Consider the following 25,893-nt stretch of genomic DNA (forward strand, 5'->3'; position numbering starts at 1 on the left):
CTAGGCGACCTCGTCCCACCCCGCTATTGCGCTGTGTTCAAAGCCGATATTCGAAAATGGCGTGTTCACATGCTTATGGAGTGCGCTTCCATTCGCAGCGCAATCGGCTAAAAGGTGACCGCCGCCGCGCCGGATGCCGGTCGTATCTGTCGGATTTCATGGAGATGATGGGAATGTCGAGCCGAGCGCTCAGCCTCGCCACGGTGCTATTTCTGATTGGCTTCGGCACCACCGATGCCGTTCTGGCGCAGGCGACGAACCTCGAGGCCGGCAAGGCCCCCTCCCAGCTTTTCGCGCAAACCTGCACCGCCTGTCACAAGAGCCCGCGGGGGCTGTTGAAGACGGTCGCGCCGGGCTCGCTCCCGGGCTTCCTGCGTCAGCACTACACCACCAGCCCTGACATGGCTGGCGTGCTGGCCTCCTATCTCGTCTCTAACGGTGCCGCTGACGCCCGTTATCAGGCCAAGGACGGCAAGGAGAAGAAGGACGGCGCCAGGGAAAAGGACGCCAACACGAACCCGGGGCAGGCACCCGAGCACCAGGGCCGCCGCCAGCGCTCGCAGGAAGCGACCAGCCCGGAGGGCAGGCCGGAGGGAGAGGGTGCGCCCGCGGCCCATGAGCGCCGCCAGAAGCGCGCGGCCCGGGCGAGTGAGGAAGGCGCCAAGGAAAGCGCACAACCCGAAGCCAACACCGAGCAGCCACCCGAGGGCCGCAGGGGTAAACGGCTGAGCAAGCGCGGCAAGCCCGAGACCGGGGACGCGGCTGCGCCAAAGAGTGAGCCCAAGGTCGAGTCCAGGGGTGAGCCCAAAGCTGAACCAAAGAGCGACAGCGCGAAGGTCGAATCGGGTCGCGAGGAATCCAAGCCCGACAGCACCAAGCCAGCCGAGCCCAAGCCTGAGACCGCCAAGGTCGAGCCGAGCGGAAGCGCGGCGCCGGCCCCGCGCCCCGATCCGGTGCCGCAGGTGACGCCGGCCACGCCGGCGGCCGCTGCTCAGCCGGCAGAACAGGCGGCGCCCAGGCCTGCCGAGGCGGCCGTTTCCAAACCAGCCGAGCCCGCGCCCAGCGCCGAGCCGGTAGCCAAGCCGGCGGAGCCTGCAGCCGCCGCGGCGCCATCCTCGGCACCGGCGGAGTCCTCCGGCCCGCCGGCTCCGCCGATCTCGCGATAAGCGATTTGTCTCATTGATTTGAGAAGGCCGCGCTTAGCGCGGCCTTCGTGGTTTGGACCATCGCTCGAGCTGTAATCTGGCGCCGAGCGAGGTTGTCGCCCCCCAAAACAGAAAGCCCGGCTGCCTGAGGCAGCCGGGCTTCGCAGCCTGCGCCAATGCGAGGCTTACTTCTCGGTCTCTTCCGCAGCCGGCGCGGTGTCGTCGTGCTGGGCTTCCGGATCGAAGAACTCGCCAGCGGCGGCGATTGCCTCTGCGGCCGCGTCGCGGTCCTCGTTGCGGGTGGAGATGTCCTCGCCGCGGTTGATGCGCTCGGCCTCGTCCTGGCTGCGCGCAACGGTGACGGTGACCTCGACCTCGACCTCGGGGTGCACAGCGACAGTGATCGAGTGCTTGCCGATGGTCTTGATCGGCGCATCGAGCTGGACCTGCGGACGGGACAGCGAAACGCCATCAGCCTCGAACGACATCACGACATCACGCACCGTGACCGAGCCGAACAGTTGGCCGGCTTCCGAAGCCTGACGGATCACGATGATGTTCTTGCCCTCGATCTTCTCGGCGACCTTGGACGCCTCGCCCTTCGACGCAAGATTGCGAGCTTCGAGATCGGCCTTCATGCCGTCGTACTTGGCGCGGTTGTCGGCGGTGGCACGCAGCGCCTTGCCGCGCTTGAGCAGGAAATTGCGGGCATAGCCGTCGCGAACCTTCACGACTTCGCCCATCTGGCCGAGCTTGCTCACGCGTTCCAGCAAGATGACTTCCATATTCTTTCTCCTTTTGAAGTGCTCTGGGTTTTCAGTTTCGGGGTTTAACTCAAGATGTCGGCAATGGCGGCGGTTGCCGGTTGCGCAGGAAGCGCTCGCGGACGCCGAACACGGCGTCCGCGAGCCCTAGGGCGGTCAGCAGGACCAGGCTCACGCTGAACATGAGGATCACGGCGTAGACGGCCGCGAGCCAGAATCCGCGATTGGCGAGATCGCGCGTGACGGTGTGCAGAACGGCGAGGCCGACCAGCGCAAAAGCCATCATCAGGACGGTCGTGACGACGACCGCGAGAGTGCCGGTCATCCCGCCCAAGAAGCTGAAGGCAAGCGCGACGCAGAGTGCCACGAGGGTCATCGGGGGCAAGCTCGTGCTGCTGAGATCCGGCCACGGCCGGTGCAATCGCCCCGACACAGCCGCGACCTTTGCGGCGAGCCAGAGGTTCAAGATCAGAGTCGCCATCTGCGATGCGGCGACCAGAACCGGAATCACTGCGACCATGACGCCGACGCGTGGATCACTCTCGGGAACCGTGGTCTCGGTGACCAGCGAAAGAATCTTGGCGAAGCCGCTGCGCATGGCCTCGCTGATGGCGGACTCGTCACTTCCCAGCGAAAACAGGGATATTGCGGTCAGCAGCGCCGCGAGCGCCGCAATCCAGAGCAGGATTCGTCCAAGCGGGTACCATTCGACGCGAGGGGGGGCCGCATCGTCGCCGGCGCCGCTGTCAACGTGCGGCCTTCCCAGCATGGCGAGATGTCCAAGCCACCAGGCCGGCAACGCGAACGCGAGACCATAACCGAGCGCGAGCGGTGGGCTGAGCGCGCCGGCGATCAGAATCGTCGCGACGAGACCGCCAATCGCGCCGCAGAACGGCCCCCAGGCGATCGCGGCGAGCATCAGGGGCAGTGGAGCAAGATAAACCAGGACGAGCGAGATCAGCGCGCCCGAAATGATCGAGGCGAACATCAGCGCCGACGCAGCGCCGGCGATCAGGGCGATCAGTCCAAATACCATCATCAGCTGTCCCGCTCCCTTCGAGCGGTTAGAGGCGCTTCGGCCCCAACCATCGGCGACCGGACGACCCGGAAGCCTTATGAGTACAGAAAGTCACGACCGGCGACGTGAAACCGCCGCCGGTCGAAATTCGTCTTAGCGAATGACGTAGGGCAAGAGGCCCAGGAACCGCGCGCGCTTGATGGCGCGGGCGAGCTCACGCTGCTTCTTCGCGGACACTGCGGTGATGCGGCTCGGCACGATCTTGCCGCGCTCGGAGACATAACGCATCAAGAGCTTGGAGTCCTTGTAGTCGATCTTCGGCGCATTGGCTCCCGTGAATGGGCAGCTCTTGCGGCGACGGAAAAACGGGCGGCGTGCACCAGCTTCAGCCATTGTTCTTACTCCCCATCCGTCGTTTCAGCTTCGTCGCGCCCACGGCGCGGGCCGCGATCGCCGCGGAAGCCACCGTCACGATCACCACCACGGAAACCGCCTTCGCGGTCGCCACGGAAACCGCCTTCGCGCTCACCGCGGAAGCCGCCGCCACGGTCGTCGCGCTCGCGATCACGGTCGGCCTTGCGCATCATCGCGGACGGGCCTTCCTCGAGCTCTTCGACGCGGACGCTGAGATAGCGGATCACGTCTTCGCTGATGCGCTCCTGGCGCTCGATCTCGGCGATCGCCGCGGACGGTGCGTCGATGTTGAGCAGCACGAAGTGCGCCTTGCGGTTCTTGTTCATGCGGTAGGTGAGGGAGCGAACGCCCCAATTCTCGGTCTTGGTGACCTTGCCGCCGAGACCTTCGACGATGCCGGTCATCTGCGCAGTCAGCTCTTCGACCTGCTGCGCGCTCGCGTCCTGGCGCGCGAGAAAAACATGCTCATAGAGAGCCATTGTGGTCCTTTCCTCGTGTTGGCGCATTGCCCGGCGTCAAGCCCTTAGGAGACCTTCGGAAAGGACTCTGGGATTAAGCTCAGAAGGCGGAAACACGGGACGACGGGCCGACTGGCCCTGCCACACCAAAATCACTGAGGATTTGCTGAGACCGTCCGTTCAGCTCCCGGCCGGGGTCTGCGGATGCGCGCGTTATAAGGATTTTGGCCGGCTTGGCAAGGTTTGAGGCCGAGTTTTTGGCCCAGGTCGTCCCGGTGGGCTGGCCCAGGCAGGTCCAGCCCCGCCTCATTCGCCTTGAATTGTTTGTTTGTATGTCATACAAATAGATCGGACGGAGGACCTCGATGGCGGAAAAGTCGGTCCATGAGCCGCTCGAGGCGGCTGGCGACCCGAAGCATGCGGCGCGGGCGACGCGTTCGGCCGGCCGCAAGATGCGCTCCCTGCTCTTGGACGCCGCGAGCCCGCTATTTCGCGCGCGGGGGCTGTCGGGCACCGCGATCACCGACATCGCAGCCGCCGCAGACGCATTCCCGAGCCAGATCACCTATTACTTCCGTACCAAGGAGGCGCTGTTCGTCGAATGCGCCTGCCGTGATCTCCTGTATCTGGCGCGCGCGACCGAGCAAGCGGCGCTGAAGGCTCATACGCCGCGGGAATACACTCACGCGCTGGCCGAGACGGTGACGGCGAGCGACTCGATCGCCTTCTTCGCGGAGGCGCTGACGCTGACGCGGCGGCGCCAGGATCTTGCGCCGCTGGTCGAGCGCACCATCGAGCGCCTGCACTCTGAAGGCGCGCGGGCCTATGCGGGCCAGGTGGCGCGCCACGGCTGGCGTTCGCTCCGCGCGCCCGACGACAGCTCGCGGCGGTTCTGGGCCGTCGCCATCGGAACCATTCTCGAAGGCTGCGCCATGGGCCGCTCGCCCGAGGCGCTCTGCGCCGAAATGCTGCGTGTGCTTGGCGAGCAGGCGAAATCTACAGGTGACACGACCCGCCTTCGTCTCGTCGACGAGCGCGATACATCCGACGGTCCGAACGAACAGGGGTAGGTCATGACCGCGCTTCGCATGCGTGCCCGCGATTTCCTGACCGATGAGCAACTCGCCGATGTCCGTCAGCGCGTGACCTGGAAGGGTATCGTGATGATCGCGCACGCCTGGGCGCTGATCTTTGGCGCGATCGCGCTGGTCGCGTGGTGGCCCAATCCGATCATTTACAGTCTCGCCGTCGCCATCATCGGCTCACGCCAACTTGGCCTGGCAATCCTCATGCATGACGGCGCTCATGGTTGCCTGTCTGCTGACGAGAAAACCAACCTCGCGCTGAGCCAGTGGCTCTGCGCCTATCCGATCTTTGCGGAGACGCGCAGCTATCGGCGCTATCATTTGCAGCATCATGCGCGCACGCAGCAGCAGGACGATCCTGATCTCGTGCTGTCGGCGCCATTTCCGATCACCAGGCTGAGCTACCGCCGCAAGTTCATCCGCGACATCACCGGGCAGACCGGCTACCAGCAGCGCAAGGCGCAATTGCTCAACGCGCTCGGGCCGAAGGACTGGCCCTGGCGTCAGCGCGCCGCGCATTTCTGGGACAAGCTTGGTCCGCAATGCCTCGTCAACGCCGCGATGTTCGCTGGCCTCGCGGTCGCGGGCGCGTGGTGGGCCTATCCGCTGCTATGGCTGATGCCGCTGCTCACCTGGATGATGGTCATCACCCGCATCCGCAACATCGCCGAGCACGCTGTCGTGCCTGACAGCGGCGATCCCTTGCGTAACACCCGCACGACGCATGCGAACGTCTTGGAGCGTCTGTTCATCGCGCCGTACTACGTGAATTATCATCTCGAACATCATCTGCTGTTCTACGTGCCCTGCTACAATCTTCCGAAGGTCCATCGCCTGCTCAGCGAGAGCCGCCATGCAGGCCGGATGGAGGTTCAGCCGGGCTACGCCGCGGTGCTGCGGCTCGCGACCGCGAAGCCCGATCGCGATGACGGTCCCGGCAAGCTGGTGAACAGCGCGCGTCGTGCGCAGGCGGGGGCGGCGGTCGATGCCAATCAGACCAACGGTGGCTTCTAGGGGCCGCATCCCCAGGTGATTGCCGGGCGAAGTGCCCAACTCAGCTTGACATTTTGGCCCTGGCCGGGTCTACGGCCCCTTTCGGAGCATGGTCGGGAACCAAGGCTCGGGCCGGACGTCATCGGCTGCCGGGTTCTCATAGGGCTTGAGCGATCCAGGGGAGCGCCGAATGACGGCAGCATTTACATTTCCGGGGCAGGGTTCCCAGGCTGTTGGGATGGGCAAGACCTTGGCCGACGCCTTTCCGGTGGCGCGCGCCGTGTTCGACGAGGTCGATGCAGCCCTTGGAGAAAAGCTGACGGCGATCATTTGGGAGGGTCCCGCGGAGACCCTGCAGCTCACCCAGAACGCCCAACCGGCCTTGATGGCGGTATCTGTGGCTACTCTGCGCGTGCTGGAGGCCGAGGCTGGCTTTTCCGTGGGGCAGGACGCTGCCTTTGTGGCCGGCCACTCGCTTGGCGAATATTCGGCGCTGGCTGCTGCCGGCAGCCTGACGATCTCGGACACCGCGCGGCTGCTTCGCACCCGCGGTCTCGCAATGCAGAAGGCCGTGCCTGTTGGGGCCGGTGCCATGGCCGCGCTGCTCGGCCTCGATTACGAGGCGGCCATGGAGGTCGCCAAGGAGGCGGCGCAGGGCCAGATCTGCCAGGCTGCCAACGATAATGGTGGCGGGCAGGTGGTCGTCTCCGGCGACAAGGCCGCGGTCGATCGCGCCGTCGAGCTTGCCAAGACCAGGGGCGCCAAGCGCGCGATGCTGCTGCCCGTGTCCGCGCCGTTCCACTGCCAGCTGATGCAGCCCGCGGCCGACGCGATGGCGGACGCGCTGTCCAGGGTCACGATCAAGGCGCCTGCCGCGCCGCTGGTGTCGAACGTGCTGGCATCTGCCATCACCGATCCCGACGAGATCCGTCGCCGGCTGATCGAGCAGGTCACCGGCACGGTGCGCTGGCGCGAGTCGGTTGCCTATATGGCAGGGCAGGGCGTCACCCGCTTTTTCGAGATCGGCGCCGGCAAGGTGCTGACGGGTCTCGTCAAGCGCATCGCCGACGGCGCCGTCGGCGTTGCAGTCGGTGGTCCCAACGATATTGCCGCCGCCAAGGATGCATTGGCCGCTGCCAAGCAGGCTTGAGTTTGCGCACGATCTGTCCGGAAAACCGCTGCACAGTTTTCCGGATCGTGCTTTGGAGGAGTTGTTTCGATGTTCGATCTGACTGGCAAAAAGGCGCTCGTCACCGGCGCGACCGGCGGCATCGGCGGGGCGATTGCGCAGGCGCTGCACGCGCAGGGCGCCACCGTCGCGATCTCTGGAACGCGCAAGGAAGTGCTGGATGAGCTGGCCGGCAAGCTCGGCGAGCGTGCCTTCGTGCTGCCCTGCAACCTCTCCAAGGCCGACGAGGTCGAGGCGCTGGTGCCGGCTGCCGAAGCGGCTATGGGCCAGGTCGACATTCTCATCGCCAATGCCGGCATCACGCGTGACAATCTGTTCGTTCAGCTCCGCGACGAGGATTGGGACGAGGTTATCAACGTCAATCTGACCGCGACCTTCCGACTGGCGCGGGCCGCCACCAAGCTGATGATGCGCAAGCGCTTCGGCCGGATCGTCGCCATCACCTCTGTGGTCGGCGTGACAGGCAACCCCGGGCAAGGCAATTACACCGCCTCGAAGGCGGGCCTGATCGGCATGATCAAGACGCTCGGCGCCGAATACGCCAAGCGCGGCGTCACCGCCAACTGCATCGCGCCCGGCTTCATCAAAACGCCGATGACAGATGCACTCAATGACAAGCAGCGAGAGACGATTCTGACCAAGGTTCCGGCCAACCGCCTGGGGACGCCCGAGGACATTGCGGCTGCCGCCGTCTACCTGTGTTCGAACGAAGCAGCCTACGTCACCGGCCAAACCCTTCACGTCAACGGCGGCATGGCCATGATCTGACGCGCCGTTCCGCACTGCCCACATGGGCGGGGTGGAAGCGGCAACGGCCGTTTCCGGAGCGAATTGAGGCGTGTAGTCAAGGCAGTTGAAGTATGATAACCGGACGCTCAACGGATGGGCAAAGAACGCCATTGCAGGTTTTTGAAACCCTGTATATTGGCGATGCAGAGCCTTGGCCGTCGTTCGCCCGGTCCTGCATCGTCTAGGGTGGGACCACATCAAAGTTCGTAAGCGAAGGCAGTCAACGACCACGACGGCTCGTATCGTCCCGGGGGGGTCGGGTCTACAGGGAACAACACGAGGTTATGCAATGAGTGACATTGGCGAGCGGGTTAAGAAGATCGTGGTCGAACACCTTGGTGTTGAACCCGAGAAGGTTGTCGACGCTGCGAGCTTCATCGACGACCTCGGCGCCGACAGTCTGGACACCGTCGAGCTGGTGATGGCGTTCGAAGAAGAATTCGGCTGCGAGATTCCGGACGATGCCGCGGAGACGATTCTCACCGTCGGCGACGCCACGAAGTTTCTCGAGAAGAACGCGAAGAGCTGAGGCTCTTCATTTCGCGGGGACAACATTGAAACCGGACGGGCCGCTTCCCAGCGGCCAGCCGGTTTCTTGTTATTGGCCGTGAATCTTTCGATGCGGAGTTTTCGGACATGAGGCGGGTTGTCGTCACGGGTCTCGGCATGGTGTCGCCACTCGGCTGCGGCGTCGAGCCGACCTGGAAGCGCATTCTCAACGGTGAGAGCGGTGCTCGTCCAATCGAGAGCTTCGATGTCTCCGATCTGCAGACCAAGATCGCCTGCACGGTGGTGCGCGGCGACGGCAGCAACGACACCTTCAATGCCGACAAGTGGATGGAGCCGAAAGACCAGCGCAAGGTCGACGACTTCATCATCTTCGGCATGGCCGCGGCCGGCCAGGCGCTCGACGATGCCAATTGGCATCCCGAGACCGAAGAGGACAAATGTGCGACCGGCACGATGATCGGCTCGGGCATCGGCGGCCTCAACGGCATCGCCGACACCGCGATCCTTTTGAAGGAGCGCGGACCACGCCGGGTGTCCCCGTTCTTCATACCCGGCCGCCTGATCAATCTCGCCTCCGGCTATGTTTCGATCGCGCACGGGTTGAAGGGACCGAACCATTCGGTGGTCACGGCCTGCTCGACCGGGGCGCACGCCGTCGGCGACGCCGCCCGACTGATCGCGCTCGGCGATGCCGACGTGATGGTTGCCGGCGGAGCGGAGTCGCCGATCAGCCGCATCGGCATCGCCGGCTTCAACGCGGCGCGGGCGCTGTCGACCGGGTTCAACGAGACGCCCGAGAAGGCCTCGCGTCCCTACGACAAGGACCGTGACGGGTTTGTCATGGGCGAGGGCGCCGGAGTCCTCGTTCTGGAGGAGCTCGATCACGCCCGGCGACGCGGCGCGAAGATCTATGCCGAGGTGATCGGCTACGGTCTGTCGGGCGATGCCTATCACATCACGTCGCCTGCGCCCGACGGCGATGGCGGCTTCCGCAGCATGTCCGCCGCGCTCAAGCGGGCCGGCCTGACGGCATCCGACCTCGACTACATCAACGCGCACGGCACCTCCACGCCGCTCGGCGACGAGATCGAGCTCGGCGCGGTGGAGCGGCTGCTTGGCAATGCCGCGTCAAAGGTCGCGATGTCCTCGACCAAATCGTCGACCGGCCATCTGCTCGGCGCCGCCGGTGCGATCGAGGCGATCTTCGCCATCCTCGCGATTCGCGATAACGTCGTCCCACCGACCATCAATTTGGACAACCCGTCGATCGAGACCGCGATCGATCTCGTGCCGCACAAGGCGAAGAAACGTGACGTGAACGTTGCGTTGTCGAATTCCTTCGGGTTCGGCGGTACCAACGCGTCGGTGATCGTCCGGCGACTAAGCCAATAGTTTGTGTTCGCGACGAATCCACCGTTTTGCCGTATTCGGCGATAGTCATGTCTGTGGGCGCGTGTAGTTGGCTCGGCAAGTGATTGCCCGGCCGCGATTGAACCGGCAGGATTCAGGTTGCTTCGATGAGTGAAAGGCCGCCCATTTCGCCCCGGAGTCCGCGGGCAGCGCTCGAGCCCGAGCAGGTCCCACCGCCGCCGAAGCGTTCGGAGCGGGCGCGCAATCCCTTTGTCGTGGTCGGCAACGCCATCATCACCTTGCTCTTGATCGGCATGATCGGCGCAGGCGCGGCCTATTATTACGGACGGCAGGTGCTGGAATCGCCCGGGCCGCTGAAGGACGACAAGATCGTCAACATTCCCCAGCGCGCGGGCAAGCGCGACATCGCCGAGACCCTGAACCGGGAAGGCGTGACCGACGTCAATCCATGGGTGTTCATCGGCGCCGTGGCTGCGCTGAAGGCGAGCTCGGACCTGAAGCCCGGTGAGTATTCGTTCCAGAAGAACGCGTCCCTGCGTGACGTCATCGCGACCATCGTCGAAGGCAAGGTTGTCCAGCACGCCGTCACGATTCCGGAGGGCCTGACCTCCGAGCAGATCGTGGCGCGGCTGTCCGACAACGACATCTTCACCGGCAGCGTGCACGAGGTGCCCCGTGAGGGCACGCTGCTGCCCGAGACCTACAAGTTCCCGCGCGGGACCCCGCGCGACCAGGTGATCCAGCGCATGCAGCAGGCGCACAAGCGCGTGCTCGCGGAGATTTGGGAGCGCCGCAGCCAGGATCTTCCTGTCAAGACGCCGGAGCAATTGGTGACGCTTGCCTCGATCGTCGAGAAGGAGACCGGCAAGCCGGACGAGCGCAGCCGCGTCGCCGCCGTGTTCGTCAATCGCCTGAAGCAGAAGATCAAGCTGCAGTCCGATCCGACCATCATCTACGGCCTTGTCGGCGGCAAGGGCACGCTGGGACGTCCGATCAAGCGCAGTGAGATCACGCAGCCCTCGCCCTACAATACCTATGTGATCGAGGGACTGCCGCCGGGTCCGATTGCCAACCCCGGCCGTGCCTCGCTGGAGGCCGCCGCCAACCCGGCCCGCACCCGCGACCTCTTCTTCGTCGCCGACGGTTCGGGCGGGCACGCCTTCACCGAGACCTACGACGCGCACCAGAAGAACGTCGCCAAGCTGCGCGCGATGGAGAAGCAGATCCAGAACGACATGGTCGAGCCGGCCGATGATGCGCCAGCGCCGGCCACCGCGGCGCCCGCCCCCACGGCGCCGGCAGCCGCAGATACGGCTCCGACCGCCACGACGCCGCCACAACGGCCGAAGAAGCCGGCACGGTCTGCGGCGCCCGCCCGCCAGGGCGCGGTGCAGCCGTCGCCGCCGGTGGTCCAGCGCTAGGCTGGCTGCAGACGTGCTACGGACTTTGCGGATTCCACTTTCCTGCAAAATAGTCTTAAGATTCCCGTGGCCTGATGGCCTCGCGAATCCCATGTTTCCGGAGAAACTGACCTGATGGCGCTGTCGTCCATGACCGGCTTTGCCCGAAGCCACGGCGCAAGCGGGCCGTATACGTTCGAATGGGAATTGAAGTCGGTCAACGCCAAGGGCTTTGACTTGCGGGTGCGGCTGCCGCAGGGCTTCGACGAGCTCGAGGCCCACGCCAAGAAGCGCGCCGGCGAGCTTTTGGCGCGCGGAACCGTCTACGCCAATCTCAACGTCAAGCGCGCCAACGCAGCCGCCAGCGTCCGCGTCAACGAGGACGTGCTCAACGCCGTGCTGAAGGCCGCCGCCGTGATCGCCGGCAAGGTCGACGCGGTTGCGCCGAGCATCGACGGCCTGCTCGCGATCAAGGGCGTCGTCGAGGTCGCCGAGCCCGAGGGCGATGAGGAGGAGGACAAGGCTGCGCGTGCCGCTGCAGCCGATGCGTTCGACAAGGCGCTCGACGAGCTCGTGGCGATGCGCAAGCGCGAGGGCATATCGCTCGGACAGATCCTGACCCAGCGGGTCGACGAGGTCGAACAGCTGGCGAAGAAGGCGGAAGGTTCGCCCGGCCGCAAGCCGGAGGCGATCAAGGCGAGGCTCGCCGAGCAGATCGCCGCGTTGCTCGACACCTCCGATCGTTTCGATTCCGACCGCCTGATGCAGGAAGCGATCCTGATCGCGACCAGGGCCGACATCCGTGAGGAGCTCGACCGCATCGCCTCGCACATCGCGCAGGCGCGCGAGCTGATCGGCAAGGGCGGCCCGATCGGCCGCAAGCTCGACTTCCTGGCGCAGGAATTTCACCGGGAGGTCAACACCTGCTGCTCCAAGTCAAACGACATCGAACTGACCAATACCGGGCTCGCCATGAAGAACGTGGTCGAGCAATTCCGCGAGCAGGTCCAGAATCTGGAGTGATCGATGACGACGGACGGCCACGGAACTGATGGTGTCGAGCGGCGCGGATTGATGTTCGTGCTGTCCTCGCCGTCAGGCGCGGGCAAGACGACGCTGTCGCGTTTGTTGATCGAGCGCATGCCGGACTTGAAAATGTCGGTCTCCGCGACCACCCGCGCGATGCGGCCAGGCGAGGTCAACGGCACGGATTATTCATTCGTCGACAAGGCCACCTTCGAGGCGATGGTGAAGGCCGGCGAACTGCTGGAATGGGCCACCGTGTTCGACAACAGCTACGGCACGCCGCGCCGCCCCGTCGAAGCGGCGCTATCGGCCGGGCAGGACGTGCTGTTCGACATCGACTGGCAGGGCACGCAGCAGCTGCGCGAGAAGGCGCGTGCGGATGTCGTCAGCGTGTTCATCCTGCCGCCGTCGGCCAGCGATCTCGAGAAACGACTGCATTCCCGCGCGCAGGATTCCGACGAGGTGATCCGCAAGCGCATGAGCCGCGCCAGCCACGAGATGAGTCACTGGGCCGAGTACGATTACATCGTCATCAACCACAACATCGATGACGCCTTTGCCGAGGTGCAGTCGATCCTGAAGGCCGAGCGCCTCAAGCGCGAGCGGCGGATTGGCCTTGTGAGCTTCGTGCGAGGGCTGCAGGGTCAGCTTCAAGGCTAGCAAGGTCAGCTTTTGGGGCAGGCCGCGTCAGCCGTGGCCCTTCAGTCGCCAGCCGCTCCAGCATCGCCGTGATGATATCGATGGCGACGCCATTTTCGTCGAGCGCATGCTCTTGATGTGCGTCCGCGTCTGGCTCTGCCGGCTCGTCGTGGCGGATGTCGTCGGCGAGATGAGGCGCGGGGCGCTCGATCTCGAACTCGCCGTGGAAATAGTCGATCTCGGTTTCGTCAGGTTCTGTTGCGGCAACCTGCGTGGGACGCCCCTGCGCAGCGATCCGGCCGATCGCGTCGGAGAATGCTGCGATCTGGCGGCCTTCCGAACGGATGGAATCGAAGTCCACCGGAAGCGGCCGCGCGACATGCGGCGCCGGTTCGGTGTGCCAGGGCGCGCGGCTGTCATGGTCATCCTGGCGGTGATCCCACTTCACCCGGCGATCGGCTGTCCGGACGCGCCTGCGCCCGCCTGCGAAGCGATAAATCACGCTCGCGAGGATGCCAGCGAGCGCCAGCGCACCGCCGACGACGAGCAATAGCATCTGGAGCGAACCCGTCGGCTTGTCCGCCGGCGGCTCGGCCGCGGCGAGGGCCGCCGGGGCAGGGGATGCGGCCGGGTTCTCGCTCGGCTGTGCGGCGTTCGGCGCAGGTGCGGCAGCCGGCTGCGGCGAAGCGGCGGTCGCAGTGGCGTCAGGCCCGGGCGCGGTGATGGCGGGCTGCGCCGCATTGGCATCCAGGGTGCTGGGCGCCTGCCGAGCTGAAGCTGCGGCCGGCGCGGGCGTGACCGCTGCGGCTCTGGTCTGCTGCTGTGCCATGTACTCAGCATGCGCGTTCTGCACCGATTGCGCCGCGGGCGGAGCCGCATCCGGCGTATCGGCCGCCGCCTGCGCGATTTGCGCGGCTTTGGCGTCTTCGGCGCGCAGATACCAGCATTGCCGCTTGGTCGCGCGCTCGAGCCGATAGTGCCAGTGCTGTCCGTGCGGCGCGACGCCTTTGGGGGACGCCAGGCAGTCGCCCGCGGCATTCGCGGTGCTTGCGGCAGCGGGCGCGCTTGGCGCGTTCTGGGAGACAGCGGCCAATGGTACGCCCGCGACGATGCTGCCGATCAGCGCGGATATGAACTTTGCGGTGCGGTTGCCCATCCTGGTCTCCCGTTTACGCATGACGCAACTCGTTACGGGGGCTTTCTCAACAAAGAGTTAGGTGGCAATGAGCCCCAAATCCGGAGAGGATGTGGCTTGAATCGGGCTTGCGACGTGTTCGTTCCATCCGAATTGAGTCATTTCGGGGGCGTTTGGTGGGTGCGCGGTTCCGCAAGCTGGAATTGCGACGGGCCCGGCGCGGGATGCGGGCTCATTCATGCCGGATGATAATCGTGCGGGCCGACCGGTGCTTCGCCGCCGTCAAGCGGCGGCGAAGGCATCACTTGGTGGCGCAGCAGTCGACCAAGAGGCGCCAGATGCGCTGGATCTCGGCTGACCTCTGCATCTCGAGCACGTGGTTCTCGCTGGAATGAAGAGATGCTGCTTCGGAGTGTTGTTCGCGCGGTGCGATCCAGCGTTCTGAGATCGGATCGTACCATTTGCTCGGCGTCACCACGTTCGTATCTCCTCTTCATCCCCCTGGTTTCTGCGCCTATCCCATGCGCCGGTTGCTGGTGTTCTGGGTGAGATTGCCGTGAGCCGCCTGCTCACGGATGTTCTGCTTCTCGTCGTCGCGATGGCCCTTGGTGGTGTCGACGGGAACGTCCGGCGCGCTGCCGGGGCCTTTGTGGCTCTGGTTCTCGTCGGGAACGGGCTGGACCGTTTTTGTCAGCGGCTTCGTCATGCGCTCGACTCCGTCGTTGCCTTTGACAAGAGGCCAACGCACGCCGGGCGCGGGACGTTCCCAAGCCTGGATGAAGTGATGGGGCCGGCATTAGTGCTGCAATACCTCTTCTCGGCTGACGAAGAACTCTCGCGGGTGCGGAGCCCGTTGCCTGCCGACTCGGCGCATTGCGGCGCCTCGCGGTACTTTCCGATCATTGCTCGATGCCGTCGAGGGCATCCAGTAGCGGCGTCCATGCGCGGAACCATGCCCGCAGGCCTCTGAATCCCGTGTTTCCGGCTGCAAAGGCTGCCGTGAGCCCACTGACGAATTAACGAGATTGTCGCGAGCCGCCCGCCTTCCTGAAGTCACGCTGCCACGCCGCGGTGTCCGAGGGCATGGGCTGGCGCTGCTAGCCGAGGCGCGCTTCGCGTCCGGCAGGCTCGCGGTTCAAGTACCGATAGGTGTCGATCGCCCTGTTGGCGAGCATCAGCGGACGGCGCTCGCCGGTCTTCAGCTGCGCTTCGATCGCGTCGAGAATGACGTTTGCCGAGGTGTCAGGCGGGCCCAGCTCGCCGCTCTTCTCGAGGAAGCTCCAGGCGATGAAGAATGCGCTCTCGACCGTGCAACGAATGGACATGCGCTGCCAACGCCGCGCGGCGGCAGGCGTTCCGTGAGCGGCGGCTAGATATGCATCTCGCCGCCGGCCTAAACTCAGTTCTTCAGCACGATACGGCCGACCACCTTGCCGGCGCGAAGTTCGTCGATCCACTTCTGCACGTCGCCCATCGGCTCTTCGCGCATCGGCGTCGGCTTGATCTTGCCGGCGCGGGCAAGCGCCATCAGTTCGTGAGCCTCCGCGAGCGTGCCGACCATGAAGCCTTCAACGGTAAGGCGTTTGTAGACCCATTGCACCATCGGCAGCGTGAACTGGCCGCCCATCAGGCCGGAGACCACGACCTTGCCGCCGCGCGCGGCGACCGCGACCGCAAACGCCATCGACTTCTCGTTGCCGGCGAAGTCGACGACCCCGTCGAAGCCGCCATCGGTCTCCTTCAGGATGCGCTTGATCACGTCGGGCTCGGACGGATCGTAGGCATTGGCTGCGCCGTTCTTGAGCGCCGTCTCGCGCGCGGCCGGCGAGAGATCGGCCACCGTGATCGGCTGCTTGAACATGGCTTGCGCGAACGACAGGCCCATCATGCCGACGCCACCAAGACCGATCAGCAACAGGTTGCGCTGGCGCGGACGGTCGACCAGGCGCTTGAGTGCGCCATAGGCCGTGACGCCGGAGCACATCAGCGTCGCCGCCTGGTTGACGGGCAGGGGATCATAGTCGAGCAGATATTTCGCGTCGGGCACGAGCACGTGGGTGGCGAAGCCGCCATCGATGGAGACGCCCAGGAAGCGCTGCTTCGCGCAAAGGTTCTCGTCGCCGTTCTTGCAGTCGCGGCACTGCCCGCAGCCGATCCAGGGAAACACCGCCTTCTTCGAACCGACGAGACCCGCCGGCACGTCGGGGCCGACTTCGTCGACGATTCCGGCGATCTCGTGGCCCAGCGTGAACGGCAGCGTCATGCCACGGGTGGTATCGAGCTTCTTGCCGCCGCCGAGATCGGCATAGCCATCCTGGATGTGCAAGTCGGAATGACAGAGGCCGCAGCGCTCGATGCGCACCAGCACCTCGGCGCCTTCCGGTTTTGGTGTGTCGACGATGGTCTCGCACAGCGGCGCATCGAACTTGACCAGCGATTGACGACGCATCATCGCCATTTTCTTTCCTCCGGAATATGGATTATTGCGCTTCGCCGCGTATATCCGCCAATTCACGCGCCATGGCAACAAAGCCCGAGATCGGAACAGTCTCGGCGCGCCGCGTCGCATCGACGCCGGCGGCCTGCGCAAGTCGCGCCGGGTCGACACCTAACGATTTCAGGCTCTGGCGCAGCATCTTGCGGCGCTGTCCGAAGGCTGCGGCCGCGACCTGTTCGAGCAGCTTGCGATCGCAGGGCAATGGCTCCGCGCGCGGCTTGAGGCGAACGACGGACGAGGTGACTTTCGGCGGCGGCACGAAAGCGGATGGCGAAATGTCGAACAGGATCCTTGTCTCTGCGCGCCAGTTGGCGAGTACACCGAGCCTCCCATAGGCGTCCGCGTCCTCGCGCGCGACGATGCGCTCTGCGACCTCGCGCTGAAACATCAGCACCATCATGTCGTACCAGGGCGGCCAGGGCTCGATGGTGAGCCAGTTGATCAGGAGCTGGGTCGCGATGTTATAGGGCAGATTGGCGACGATCTTGGCGCGATCTCCGCCAAGCAGCGGCCGCGGATCGAAGGTCATGGCGTCGCCATGCACGATCTCGAGCCTGTCAGGATAGCGCGCGGAAATATCCTCGAGTGCCGGGATCGCGCGTTCGTCATGCTCGATCGCAATCACGCGTCTGGCGCCGAGCGCAAGCAGCGCGCGCGTCAGGCCGCCGGGACCGGGGCCGATCTCGATGATGGTGGAATCTTCGAGAGGCGCGGCCGCGCGCGCGATGCGCGCGGTGAGATTGAGGTCGAGCAGAAAATTCTGGCCCAACGATTTGCGGGCCGACAGCGCATGCTGGCGAATGACCTCGCGAAGCGGCGGGAGGTCGTCGATCGCGCGCATCAGCTGTTTGCGGCCGCCATGCGGCTTGCAAGCTTGAGTGCCGCAATCAGGCTCGCCGGATTGGCTTTGCCCGTACCGGCGATGTCGAAGGCGGTGCCGTGATCGGGCGAGGTGCGGATGAAGGGCAGGCCGAGCGTGACGTTGACGGCGTCGTCGAACGCCACGGTCTTGATCGGGATCAGCGCCTGGTCGTGATACATGCAGACCGCGCAGTCATAGCTGTTGCGCGCGGCCTCGTGGAACATGGTGTCGGCGGGCAGCGGGCCCCTCGCGTCTATGCCGTCATTGCGCAGCACTTTAAGCGCGGGCGCGATCACGGTCTGCTCCTCGCGGCCGAGCGAGCCGTCCTCGCCGGCATGCGGATTGAGGCCAGATATCGCGATGCGCGGCCGCGCAATGCCGAAGCGGAATGTGAGCTCGGTCGCGACGATGCGCACGGTCGAGACGATGAGGTCGCTCGTGAGCTGGGCGAGAGCGTCGCGTAGCGAGACGTGGATCGTCACCGGCACCACGGCAAGACGCGGCGACCACAGCATCATCACCGGCTGCGGCTCGCGGCCATCGGTGCTGGCGAGCTCGGCCAGAAATTCGGTGTGACCGGGATGCCGGAAACCGGCGCGGTACAGCACGCTCTTGGCGATCGGGTTGGTGACGACGGCGCTGGCGCGCCCCTCGCGTACGTCGCTGACCGCCCGGCGAATCGAGGCGAGCGCGGCCGGAGCGCTCGATGCGTCAGGCTTGCCTGGTACGGCGCTCGCACGCTCGCCGGTCGCAACCACGGGCAGCGCGTCGGCGAAGGCGGAGACGGCTTCTTCAGGGCTCACCGCGGCGATCGCGATGTCGGCGCCGACGGTCAATCCCAGTGTCTTGGCGCGGTGCGCGATCAGCGCCTCGTCGCCGAGCAGGTAGAAAGCGGGAAGGCTGAGCTCGCGGCGCCTGAGCCAGGCTGCGATCGTGATGTCCGGGCCGATGCCGGCGGGCTCTCCGAGCGTCAGCGCGAGGGGCTTTGCGGGAGCGCCCATCAGCGGTTGCGATACTCGATCATCGCAGCTTTGCGGAGCTCGTCGAGATAGGCCTTCTGCGTCTTCTCGTACTTCTCCGTATACATCTTCTGTTGAATTTCGCGCTTCTTCGGCGTGTCGATCGTGGTCGGCTTGCGCGAGCACAGCGCCACCATCTCGATGCCTGACTTGGTCACCTCGGGCGCGGTCATATGGCCGATCGGGGTATCGTCGAGCACCTTGCGCAGCGCCTCGGGCAGATCTGCGGTCGTCTTGGTCACGGTCTCGCGGATGGTAGCGTTCGGCGTCGAGCGGAACAGCGAATTGGCTTCCTCACAGCTTCCGACGCGCGCCCGATATTGCTCGGCTTCCTTCATCCGCGTCTCCTGGAAAGCCGCAGACGAGCCGCGCGGCACGATCAGCACGACCGGCTGCATCTTGTATTCTGTGCCCTCGACCTGGAGCTTCTCGTCACCGCTTTCCCGCACCTTGTCGGCGACGTCCTTTTCGCCGACCATCAGCTTCTCCTTGAACCGGCCGCGCACGAGGCTGGTCCAGACCATCTCCGACTTCATGCGGTTCTTGAGGGTGTCGGGACGCACGCCCTTGACCTCGAGCGACTTGGAAAGCTGATCGGGCGTGATGCGCATGCGCTGCGCCATGCCCTCGAAGGACTGGTTGACGTCGGCGGCGGTGGGATCGACGCCGTATTTCTTGCCTTCCTTGATTTTGAGCTTGTCGTCGATCAGCGTGTTAATGACGTCTTGCCGGCTCGGTGTCTTCTGCGTCGTCAGCTGGTCGAGCTTGGAGCGCTGCTCGATGTCGAAATCGGTGATGGGATCGCCGTTGACCATGACCACGATGTTCTGCGCCCGTGCCGGCGCGCCGGCTAAAACCAGTACGGAGGCCAGCACGAGAAGGGGAAGGCGGAAGACAGGCAATCGGATTGTCATGGTTGTCGCTCGCATATCAGCCCGGATGATCCTGCGATTGGGAACAGGCCGGCACTTTCAGACCGATCACTGGAGGCCGCCGCCGGGACTGCTGGTGGTCGACGAGGTCGCGATCGTGCGCAGGCCGATCTGGAACATGAACGCGTGGTTCAGCACGGGGGGTGCCGAGCCCGCAGAATAGCTGTACGACGTTACATAGTTGACGCCGAGCACAAAGCAATCGTCGACGTAGCCCGCGCCGAGCACATATTGGTTGATCTTGTTGGCCTCGAGGTCCCAGCGCGCGGAGCCGGTCACCACCCAGTTGGTCGCGACCTTGATCGAGCCCGTCGTCAGGATGCCCTCGCGTCGGGTCAGGTAGCCGAGCTCGGGCTGCGGCGCGTAATTGCCGTACATCATGCTGACCGACCAACGATTGAAGTTGGCGCGGCCTTCCGCCTCGAAGCGCTGGATGTTCCAGGTCTGCTCGTCCATGCGGGAGCGGACACTGAATGTGTAGGTGCTGTTGGGAGAGTAAGCGGCGCTCGCGACATAGTCGGAGCGCGGCTTGTCGAGGCCGGAATCCAGGCCCGTGTTGATGGTGTCCTGGACCGCGTAGGAGTTCAAGCCGAACAGCTGGTAGGACTGGCCGAACAGCACCTTGACCGCGCCGCCTTTGTCGAACTGCGTGGTCGCCTGCACGCCGACATTGGCGCGGCCACCGCCCTCGACGCGGTCATAGCCGGAGAACTTGTCGACATTGAACAGGTTCGAGGTGTCGAACACCATGCTCTGCGCATCCTCGTTCGGAAGCTTGCCGGCATAGGTCTCGTTCGGGCGGATGATGACCTGCGCGATCGGCTCGATCGTGGTCGAGCCCCAGGGTTGGACATTGATGAAGGGATAGCGGTACTCGAGGCCGACGGTCGGCATCAGGCGGAACGCCTGGGTGTCGCCGACGGGGAGGTAGTTCGACACGCCCGGCTGGTTGGAAATGTCAGCGTTGATCGCGTCGGCGCGCAGGATCGCGAACGGTGTCCAGATCTCGCCGAACGGATCGGTGTAGGACTTGCGCCACTGCGCCTCCGCGGTCAGGCGGGTGTAGGTGCCGGGGACACCGCGCAGAAGACATCCATTCGGCATGCTGCGTGCAGCGGGGTCGGCCGATGCGATCGCGCAGAGGCCTGAGGTGTTGGCCGTCGTCGTGATCGGATCGAACGCCGCGTCGTTACGCGTCAAGTTGACGAAGTTCGTCTTGTAGCTGAACTCGCCGCCGAAGACCGGATAGTTCAGCACGTTCGAGTAGTCGATGACGGGATAGACGACGGGGACCTGCTGCTGGTTGCCCGAGTAGCTCAGCCAGTACATCGTGCGCGCGTCGAAGAAGCTGCGATTGCCGACGCCGGTCAGGTAGAGCTGCGACAGCGCATCGGTCGGCAGATACAGGAACGAGCCCAGCGGATCGCGGTACTGCGACAACCGATAGTCCGAGAAGAAGTAGTAGTCGGACATCAGGACGCCGTCCCAACCCCAGACCCATTTGTCGTTCAGCGCAAACTGACCCTTGGTGTCGACGGCGCCGCGGAACTGACGGTCGCCGGGTTGACCGGCGAGCGCGCCTGGGTCGAGCTGGTCGATGCCGTAGACGCGAACCTGGTAGGCGCCGTCCATCAGGCGCTGGCGGAACTCGGCCTGGAACAGCACGCCTTGCCGGGACGTGATGCGCGGGTTGAAGGTTGCGTCCATGTCGGGCGCGATCGCCCAATAGAACGGGACTTCGACGCCATAGCCGAACGGCGTGTTCGAGGTGAAGCCCGGCATCAGGAAGCCGGTCTTGCGCTTCACCGTCGGGTCGGGTGTCGAGAAATAGGGCATGTAGGCGAGCGGCACGCCGTAGAATTCCAGCTGCGCCGTCTCGAAATACAGCATCTTCTCCTGCTGGTCGTGGATGATGCGGGCACCCTTGACCTGCCAGAGCGGCGGCTTCTTCGGATCGTCCTTGCAGGGCGCGCAGGCCGTGTAGACGCCGTTCTCGAACACCGTGTAATTGCCGGAGGAGCGGTCGGCGCGGGTCGCGGCCATGCGGGTCTGGTCGGCGGTGTCCACGCGCAGCGAATCGACGAACCCGTCGCGGTAATCGTCAGAGAGATCCATGATCTCGGCATAGGTGATCTTGCCGTCGGCATCCGTCATGCGGATGTTGCCCTCGGCATGCAGCCGCTTGGTCTTCTGGTCGTAGATGACCCGGTCAGCCTCGACGCTGGTGCCGTTGTAGAACAGCTGAACGTTGCCGACTGCGGAGACACGCGAATTGTTATAGTCGTAGTCGACCTCGGTCGCCTGCACGAGCATTTGCCCGTCATTTGCGGCCTTCGGCGGCTTCGGACGTGGCGGCAGCGGATTGTAGGTGAAGCTCTGGGCGCTCGCAGGCGCCACGGCGGCAACATCCATCAGCGCGCCGAGCGATGTCACGGCGGCGACGGCCATCAGCAGCCCGCGAATGGACCAGCAGACCCCGTTCGCGCGCACTGCGGTGCGCCGCGTCAAACGAGACGCAGGTCCTCGATGGACGGCAGTCACTAACCGTCCTCCTGGTACAGCAAGGCCAAAAAGCCGGTGAGGCCGCCCACCACTACGGGCAACCACGCCGCAGCGATCGGATGCATCAACTCAGCCTTGCTCAAGTCTTCAGTCACTTTCGACAAAACGTAGAGCAGAAAGCCTGCGCCCACGCCACTCAAAACCATCTTCTGTACGCCACCCATCCGGAAGAAGCGCAACGACACGGAGGCCGCGAGCATCACCATGGCGGCGAGCAAGAACGGCTGTGCCAGTAGCTTGTGATACTGGAGTCGATATCCGGCTGTCGCGAACCCTGAGCTCTCGGATGAACTGATGTAGCTCGGTAGTTGCCAAAAGGACACAGTTTCGGGTGTGGAAAAGCTGTTGCGGACCTGCGCCTCGGTCAACGTCGTCGGAATCTCCAGGCTGGCCTGGTCGACCGGCGGGGAGCCCAGCGAAAAACGGCGCACGCCCTTGAACAGCCAGTGACCGGTCTCCAGCGTCGCCTCGCGTGCCTCGATCCGCTCCTTGAAGTGCTGCTCTGTGTCAAACCGGAACAGCGTGAGCCCAGTCAGGCGGACGCCCTGTTGCTCGCTGCGCGCCGCATTGATGATGGTCTGGCCGTCACTGGTCACCTGGTTGAGCCAGAAGCCGGAGGCGTCCTGGATCCCGCCGCCGGGCGCCGAGCCGAACAGCTCGGCTTCCATGCGCTTGGAGATCTCACGCAGATTCGCCGAGGTCGGATTGTAGGCGACGGTGGCGAGCACGCCGATCACGAGCGCGCTGCCGAGCGCGGGCGCGATAATCTGCCAGGCTGAGATGCCGGCGGCGCGCGCGACCACGAGCTCGAGCCGGCGGGACAGGTCGAGATAGCAGATCATGGCGCCGATCAGCATGCAGAACGGCGTCAGCTTCTCCAGGAGCTGCGGCACCCGGAACAGCGAGGTCTCGGCCACCATGATCGCGGAGGCAGAGGCGAGCCCCGAGGTCTTGCGCACCATCTCGATGTAGTCGACCAGCACCAGCAGCAGGAAAATGCTCGCGAACACGCCGAGCGCTGCAACCACGAAGCGGCCGGCGAAATAGCGCCCGAGTGTATTGGTGAGCATGCTCATGCGGTGGCCGGCCGTCCGAACAGCCGCGCGATGCGCGCGTTCGACCTGTTGATGGCTTCCATGAGCCCGGGGGGCGGCTCGACCACGATGCCGCCGATGATCATCCACATGCCGGTGCCGATCGCGCCGAAAACCATCGCATATTGGGCCGCCACCGGAACCGGCGATTTCACGGCCATCACCGAGCAGGCGAAGCCGGCCATGCGCAGGCCGAACACGGCCAGGATCGAGGAGCCGATCGAGAAGTTGCGGCTCTGACGCGTGGTGCGCGGCGCGCCGAGAAAGGCGAAGGTCAGCGCCGCAAACGCGAACGGGTAGATCGGGGCCAGCAGGCTGTCATGCAGGGCCGAACGGAACTGCCCGGGTATCTGCTGGTAGACCGGATCGTCTTCGGACGGCGAGAACAGCTCCCAGAGATATCGCTCGCGAATGCCGAGGGCGACGTCATGGCCCTGGTTGCCGAACTTCGACATGTCGAATCCGTAGCGGCCGAAGGCCACCAGGGCGGGGTCGCGCTTGCCGAGTTCGAAACGCTGGAGATTGCCGTCCTTCAGCACCAGGAACGACCCGGTTTCGTTCTTCACGACCTCGCCGTGCTCGGCGACGATCGAGACGCGCTCATTCGGATCGCGGCGATCGTCGATGAAGATGCCGGCGAGGATGCCGCCGGGCAGCCGCTCACGAATCCGGATCGTGAGGTTCTTGTCGAGCTGGGCGAAGCGTCCCGGCTGCAGGACGTTGGTGAGCACATCGGCGGTGATCTCCGCGTCCCATTGCTTGATCCGCCGCATCCCGTCGGGAGCGAGGTAGGCCGCGATGAAGGCGACCAGCAGCGCCACGACGCAGGTGGCACAGAAGAACGGATAGAACAGCCGGAACGGCGACAGGCCGGCGGCATTCATCACGATGATTTCGGAGTCGGTCGCGAGCTTGTTCAGCGTGTGCGAGATCGCGATCATCAGCGCGATCGGCGAGATGATCAGCACGAGCGCCGGAATCACCAGACTGGTGATGCCGAGGAAGGTCAAGATGGTCTGACCCTGGCTCGTCATCAGGTCGATGCCGCGCAATGCCTGCGTAATCCAGATCACGCCGGTGAGGCTGACCAAGACGAGCGCAAACGACGCCAGCGTCGTGCGGAAAATATACCTGTCGATCGACCCCATGCGCTACCGCACGATTCCCACCAAAGCCCCAACGTGCACCGGAATTCCGGCTGTCCGACCAATCCCTGACAGGGATCCCCAAGGTCGGCCAACCGCCTCTTCCGGCCGCTCACTCTCTCACTACCATCCCTTTGATCCGTCAACAAAATGGCTGACCCGTGGCACCGTCAATATATGGTTAATATTTCCCTCGATGTGGATTCCGGGCCACGCGCGGTGCTTGGCATCGACCCGGCTTCTCGCCCATAGTGGGAAAACCACCAGTGAATCGCCGTTCAGGTTCCGCCTTTGGCCAGCCCGTGATCGGCAAAAGCTGCATAATTCTGAGGAGTTACCCATGTCCGATGCCGTCAAGGTCGGCTTTGTCCCGTTGGCTTCCGCCGCCCGTGGCATCCTGGTCGTGTTCTGCGACGATGCTCTGAAGGTCGGGCCGGCGACGGCCAAGGCGCTTGGCGGCGCGAACGAACTCATGAAGAGGGCGGCGTCGGCCGCATCTTTCAAAGGCAAAAGCGGCGTCGCGCTGGACATTCTCGCCCCCGAAGGCCTGAAGGCCGAGCGCCTGATCGTGATCGGGACCGGGAATCCTTCAGCCCTCAAGAACAACGATTTCCTCAAATTCGGCGGCATGGCGGCCAGCAAGCTGAAGGCGGGCTCCGCGACCATGACCATCATGGCCGAGCTTCCTGACGGCGCCATGACTGGCGAGCAGGCGGTCGCGATTGCCTCGGGCCTTCGCTTGCGCGCCTACAAGTTCGACCGCTACAAGACCAGGAAGAAGGACGGCGAGGAGAGCGCTTTGCGCGCCGAAGTCTCGCTCGCGGTGGGCGATCCGGCTGCGGCCAAGAAGGCCTTTGCGTCAGCCGGTGCGGTCGTCGACGGCGTCATCATCGCGCGCGATCTCGTCAACGAGCCGCCGAACGTGCTCTTCCCCGAGGAATTCGCGCGCCGCGCCAGTCTGCTGCGCAAGCTCGGCGTTAGAATCGAGGTGCTCGACGTCAAGGCGATGCAGAAGCTCGGCATGGGCGCGCTGCTCGGCGTCGGCCAGGGCTCTGCGCGGCCGAGCCGCACCGTGATCATGCGCTGGGACGGCGGCAAGAAAGGCGAGGCGCCTGTCGCCTTCGTCGGCAAGGGCGTCTGCTTCGACACGGGCGGCATCTCGATCAAGCCGGCCGGCAGCATGGAGGACATGAAGGGCGACATGGGCGGTGCGGCCTGTGTCGTCGGCCTGTTGCACGCACTCGCGGCGCGCAAGGCCAAGGTCAATGTGGTAGGCGCCATCGGCCTCGTCGAGAACATGCCCGATGGCAACGCGCAGCGGCCCGGCGACATCGTCACCTCGATGTCAGGCCAGACCATCGAGATCATCAACACTGACGCGGAAGGCCGCCTCGTGCTCGCCGACGTGCTCTGGTACGTGGCCAAGAAGACCAAGCCGAAATTCATCGTGGATCTGGCGACGCTGACCGGTGCGATCGTGGTCGCGCTCGGCACCGATCACGCCGGCATGTTCTCCAACAATGACGAGCTTGCCGAGCGGCTGCACGCAGCCGGGATCGAGAGCGGGGAGAAGGTCTGGCGTCTGCCGCTGGGCCCCGAATACGACAAGCTGATCGATTCCCAGTTCGCGGACATGAAGAACACCGGTGGCCGCCACGGCGGCTCGATCACTGCGGCGCAATTCCTGCAGCGTTTCGTCGACGGCACGCCCTGGGCGCATCTCGACATCGCCGGCACCGCGATGGGCGCTCCCAAGACCGACATCAACCAGAGCTGGGGGTCCGGCTACGGCGTCCGGCTGCTCGATCGTCTGGTGGCGGATCACTACGAGCGCAAATGACGCGAG

At 64.8% G+C, this 25,893-nt stretch carries 26 protein-coding genes; 11 read left to right on the top strand and 15 right to left on the bottom strand.

The annotated features are described in order from the left end of the window. Positions 1-173: 173 nt before the first annotated feature. A complete protein-coding gene (locus ACVW16_RS33505; protein WP_456734928.1) occupies positions 174-1,166 on the top strand; it encodes a hypothetical protein in 993 nt (330 codons plus the stop codon). A 164-nt stretch (positions 1,167-1,330) separates the two neighbouring features. On the opposite strand, the gene rplI is transcribed toward ACVW16_RS33505, so the two are convergent. The 4 genes from rplI to rpsF form a co-directional block, all read right to left on the bottom strand. Beyond that, positions 1,331-1,930: a 50S ribosomal protein L9 gene (gene rplI, locus ACVW16_RS33510; RefSeq protein WP_456734929.1), complete on the bottom strand. Its 600-nt coding sequence runs from the start codon at positions 1,928-1,930 to the stop codon at positions 1,331-1,333. A gap of 49 nt (positions 1,931-1,979) precedes the next feature. Continuing rightward, complete coding sequence (locus tag ACVW16_RS33515) at positions 1,980-2,948, bottom strand: DUF2232 domain-containing protein (RefSeq protein ID WP_456734930.1); 969 nt, start codon at positions 2,946-2,948, stop codon at positions 1,980-1,982. A gap of 132 nt (positions 2,949-3,080) precedes the next feature. Next, on the bottom strand, positions 3,081-3,320 hold the full coding sequence (rpsR, locus tag ACVW16_RS33520) for a 30S ribosomal protein S18 (protein WP_007592020.1): 240 nt from the start codon (positions 3,318-3,320) through the stop codon (positions 3,081-3,083). 5 nt (positions 3,321-3,325) lie between these two features. After that, positions 3,326-3,820 (bottom strand): 30S ribosomal protein S6, encoded by a 495-nt coding sequence (gene rpsF, locus ACVW16_RS33525; protein ID WP_456703235.1) that lies wholly within the window; start codon positions 3,818-3,820, stop codon positions 3,326-3,328. A gap of 344 nt (positions 3,821-4,164) precedes the next feature. On the opposite strand from rpsF, the gene ACVW16_RS33530 reads away from it, so the two are divergent. The 9 genes from ACVW16_RS33530 (at position 4,165) to gmk (ending at position 12,822) form a co-directional block, all read left to right on the top strand. Further along, positions 4,165-4,869, top strand: a complete 705-nt coding sequence (locus ACVW16_RS33530) for a TetR/AcrR family transcriptional regulator C-terminal domain-containing protein (protein WP_456703236.1) — start codon at positions 4,165-4,167, stop codon at positions 4,867-4,869. Positions 4,870-4,872: 3 nt separating this feature from the next. Beyond that, on the top strand, positions 4,873-5,898 hold the full coding sequence (locus ACVW16_RS33535; RefSeq protein ID WP_456703237.1) for a fatty acid desaturase family protein: 1,026 nt from the start codon (positions 4,873-4,875) through the stop codon (positions 5,896-5,898). 169 nt (positions 5,899-6,067) lie between these two features. Beyond that, on the top strand, positions 6,068-7,027 hold the full coding sequence (fabD, locus tag ACVW16_RS33540) for an ACP S-malonyltransferase (RefSeq protein WP_456734931.1): 960 nt from the start codon (positions 6,068-6,070) through the stop codon (positions 7,025-7,027). Positions 7,028-7,096: 69 nt separating this feature from the next. Further along, positions 7,097-7,834, top strand: a complete 738-nt coding sequence (fabG, locus tag ACVW16_RS33545; protein ID WP_456703239.1) for a 3-oxoacyl-[acyl-carrier-protein] reductase — start codon at positions 7,097-7,099, stop codon at positions 7,832-7,834. Between the two features lie 310 nt (positions 7,835-8,144). Further along, complete coding sequence (locus tag ACVW16_RS33550; RefSeq protein ID WP_008130699.1) at positions 8,145-8,384, top strand: acyl carrier protein; 240 nt, start codon at positions 8,145-8,147, stop codon at positions 8,382-8,384. A gap of 107 nt (positions 8,385-8,491) precedes the next feature. Next, positions 8,492-9,757, top strand: a complete 1,266-nt coding sequence (gene fabF, locus ACVW16_RS33555) for a beta-ketoacyl-ACP synthase II (RefSeq protein WP_092234622.1) — start codon at positions 8,492-8,494, stop codon at positions 9,755-9,757. A 125-nt stretch (positions 9,758-9,882) separates the two neighbouring features. Next, the gene (gene mltG, locus ACVW16_RS33560) at positions 9,883-11,157 is read left to right on the top strand and encodes an endolytic transglycosylase MltG (RefSeq protein ID WP_456734932.1); all 1,275 of its coding nucleotides are present in this window, start codon (positions 9,883-9,885) and stop codon (positions 11,155-11,157) included. A gap of 114 nt (positions 11,158-11,271) precedes the next feature. After that, entirely contained in the window at positions 11,272-12,159 is an 888-nt protein-coding gene (locus ACVW16_RS33565; RefSeq protein ID WP_456703241.1) for a YicC/YloC family endoribonuclease, read from the top strand. Between the two features lie 3 nt (positions 12,160-12,162). Beyond that, a complete protein-coding gene (gene gmk / locus ACVW16_RS33570; RefSeq protein ID WP_456734933.1) occupies positions 12,163-12,822 on the top strand; it encodes a guanylate kinase in 660 nt (219 codons plus the stop codon). On the opposite strand, the gene ACVW16_RS33575 is transcribed toward gmk, so the two are convergent. The 11 genes from ACVW16_RS33575 to lptF all read right to left on the bottom strand — a co-directional run bounded on the left by ACVW16_RS33575 (position 12,755) and on the right by lptF (position 24,050). Next, a complete protein-coding gene (locus ACVW16_RS33575; protein ID WP_456734934.1) occupies positions 12,755-13,978 on the bottom strand; it encodes a hypothetical protein in 1,224 nt (407 codons plus the stop codon). The two genes, gmk and ACVW16_RS33575, sit on opposite strands and share 68 nt — an antisense overlap. 259 nt (positions 13,979-14,237) lie before the next feature. After that, positions 14,238-14,414, bottom strand: a complete 177-nt coding sequence (locus ACVW16_RS33580) for a hypothetical protein (protein ID WP_456703244.1) — start codon at positions 14,412-14,414, stop codon at positions 14,238-14,240. A 36-nt stretch (positions 14,415-14,450) separates the two neighbouring features. Continuing rightward, on the bottom strand, positions 14,451-14,642 hold the full coding sequence (locus tag ACVW16_RS33585) for a hypothetical protein (protein WP_456703245.1): 192 nt from the start codon (positions 14,640-14,642) through the stop codon (positions 14,451-14,453). A 391-nt stretch (positions 14,643-15,033) separates the two neighbouring features. Continuing rightward, complete coding sequence (locus ACVW16_RS33590; protein ID WP_456703246.1) at positions 15,034-15,261, bottom strand: hypothetical protein; 228 nt, start codon at positions 15,259-15,261, stop codon at positions 15,034-15,036. 74 nt (positions 15,262-15,335) lie between these two features. Beyond that, entirely contained in the window at positions 15,336-16,394 is a 1,059-nt protein-coding gene (locus ACVW16_RS33595) for an alcohol dehydrogenase (protein WP_456734935.1), read from the bottom strand. A 22-nt stretch (positions 16,395-16,416) separates the two neighbouring features. Beyond that, a complete protein-coding gene (gene rsmA / locus ACVW16_RS33600) occupies positions 16,417-17,274 on the bottom strand; it encodes a 16S rRNA (adenine(1518)-N(6)/adenine(1519)-N(6))-dimethyltransferase RsmA (RefSeq protein WP_456734936.1) in 858 nt (285 codons plus the stop codon). Beyond that, entirely contained in the window at positions 17,274-18,296 is a 1,023-nt protein-coding gene (pdxA, locus tag ACVW16_RS33605) for a 4-hydroxythreonine-4-phosphate dehydrogenase PdxA (RefSeq protein ID WP_456734937.1), read from the bottom strand. Before pdxA ends, rsmA begins: the two co-directional genes overlap by 1 nt. Then, entirely contained in the window at positions 18,296-19,228 is a 933-nt protein-coding gene (locus tag ACVW16_RS33610; protein ID WP_456734938.1) for a SurA N-terminal domain-containing protein, read from the bottom strand. Before ACVW16_RS33610 ends, pdxA begins: the two co-directional genes overlap by 1 nt. Before the next feature lie 66 nt (positions 19,229-19,294). Continuing rightward, a complete protein-coding gene (locus ACVW16_RS33615; RefSeq protein ID WP_456703251.1) occupies positions 19,295-21,787 on the bottom strand; it encodes an LPS-assembly protein LptD in 2,493 nt (830 codons plus the stop codon). Beyond that, on the bottom strand, positions 21,787-22,884 hold the full coding sequence (gene lptG / locus ACVW16_RS33620; protein WP_092234589.1) for an LPS export ABC transporter permease LptG: 1,098 nt from the start codon (positions 22,882-22,884) through the stop codon (positions 21,787-21,789). The genes ACVW16_RS33615 and lptG overlap by 1 nt, the downstream gene beginning before the upstream one ends. Beyond that, positions 22,881-24,050 carry an LPS export ABC transporter permease LptF gene (lptF, locus tag ACVW16_RS33625; protein ID WP_456734940.1) on the bottom strand — a complete coding sequence of 390 codons (1,170 nt, stop codon included), beginning with the start codon at positions 24,048-24,050 and terminating at the stop codon, positions 22,881-22,883. The genes lptG and lptF overlap by 4 nt, the downstream gene beginning before the upstream one ends. 337 nt (positions 24,051-24,387) lie before the next feature. Here lptF and ACVW16_RS33630 point away from each other — a divergent pair, with 337 nt between their 5' ends. Next, positions 24,388-25,887, top strand: a complete 1,500-nt coding sequence (locus tag ACVW16_RS33630) for a leucyl aminopeptidase (protein WP_456734941.1) — start codon at positions 24,388-24,390, stop codon at positions 25,885-25,887. Positions 25,888-25,893 lie beyond the last annotated feature (6 nt).

Source organism: Bradyrhizobium sp. USDA 4474, from assembly GCF_054057515.1.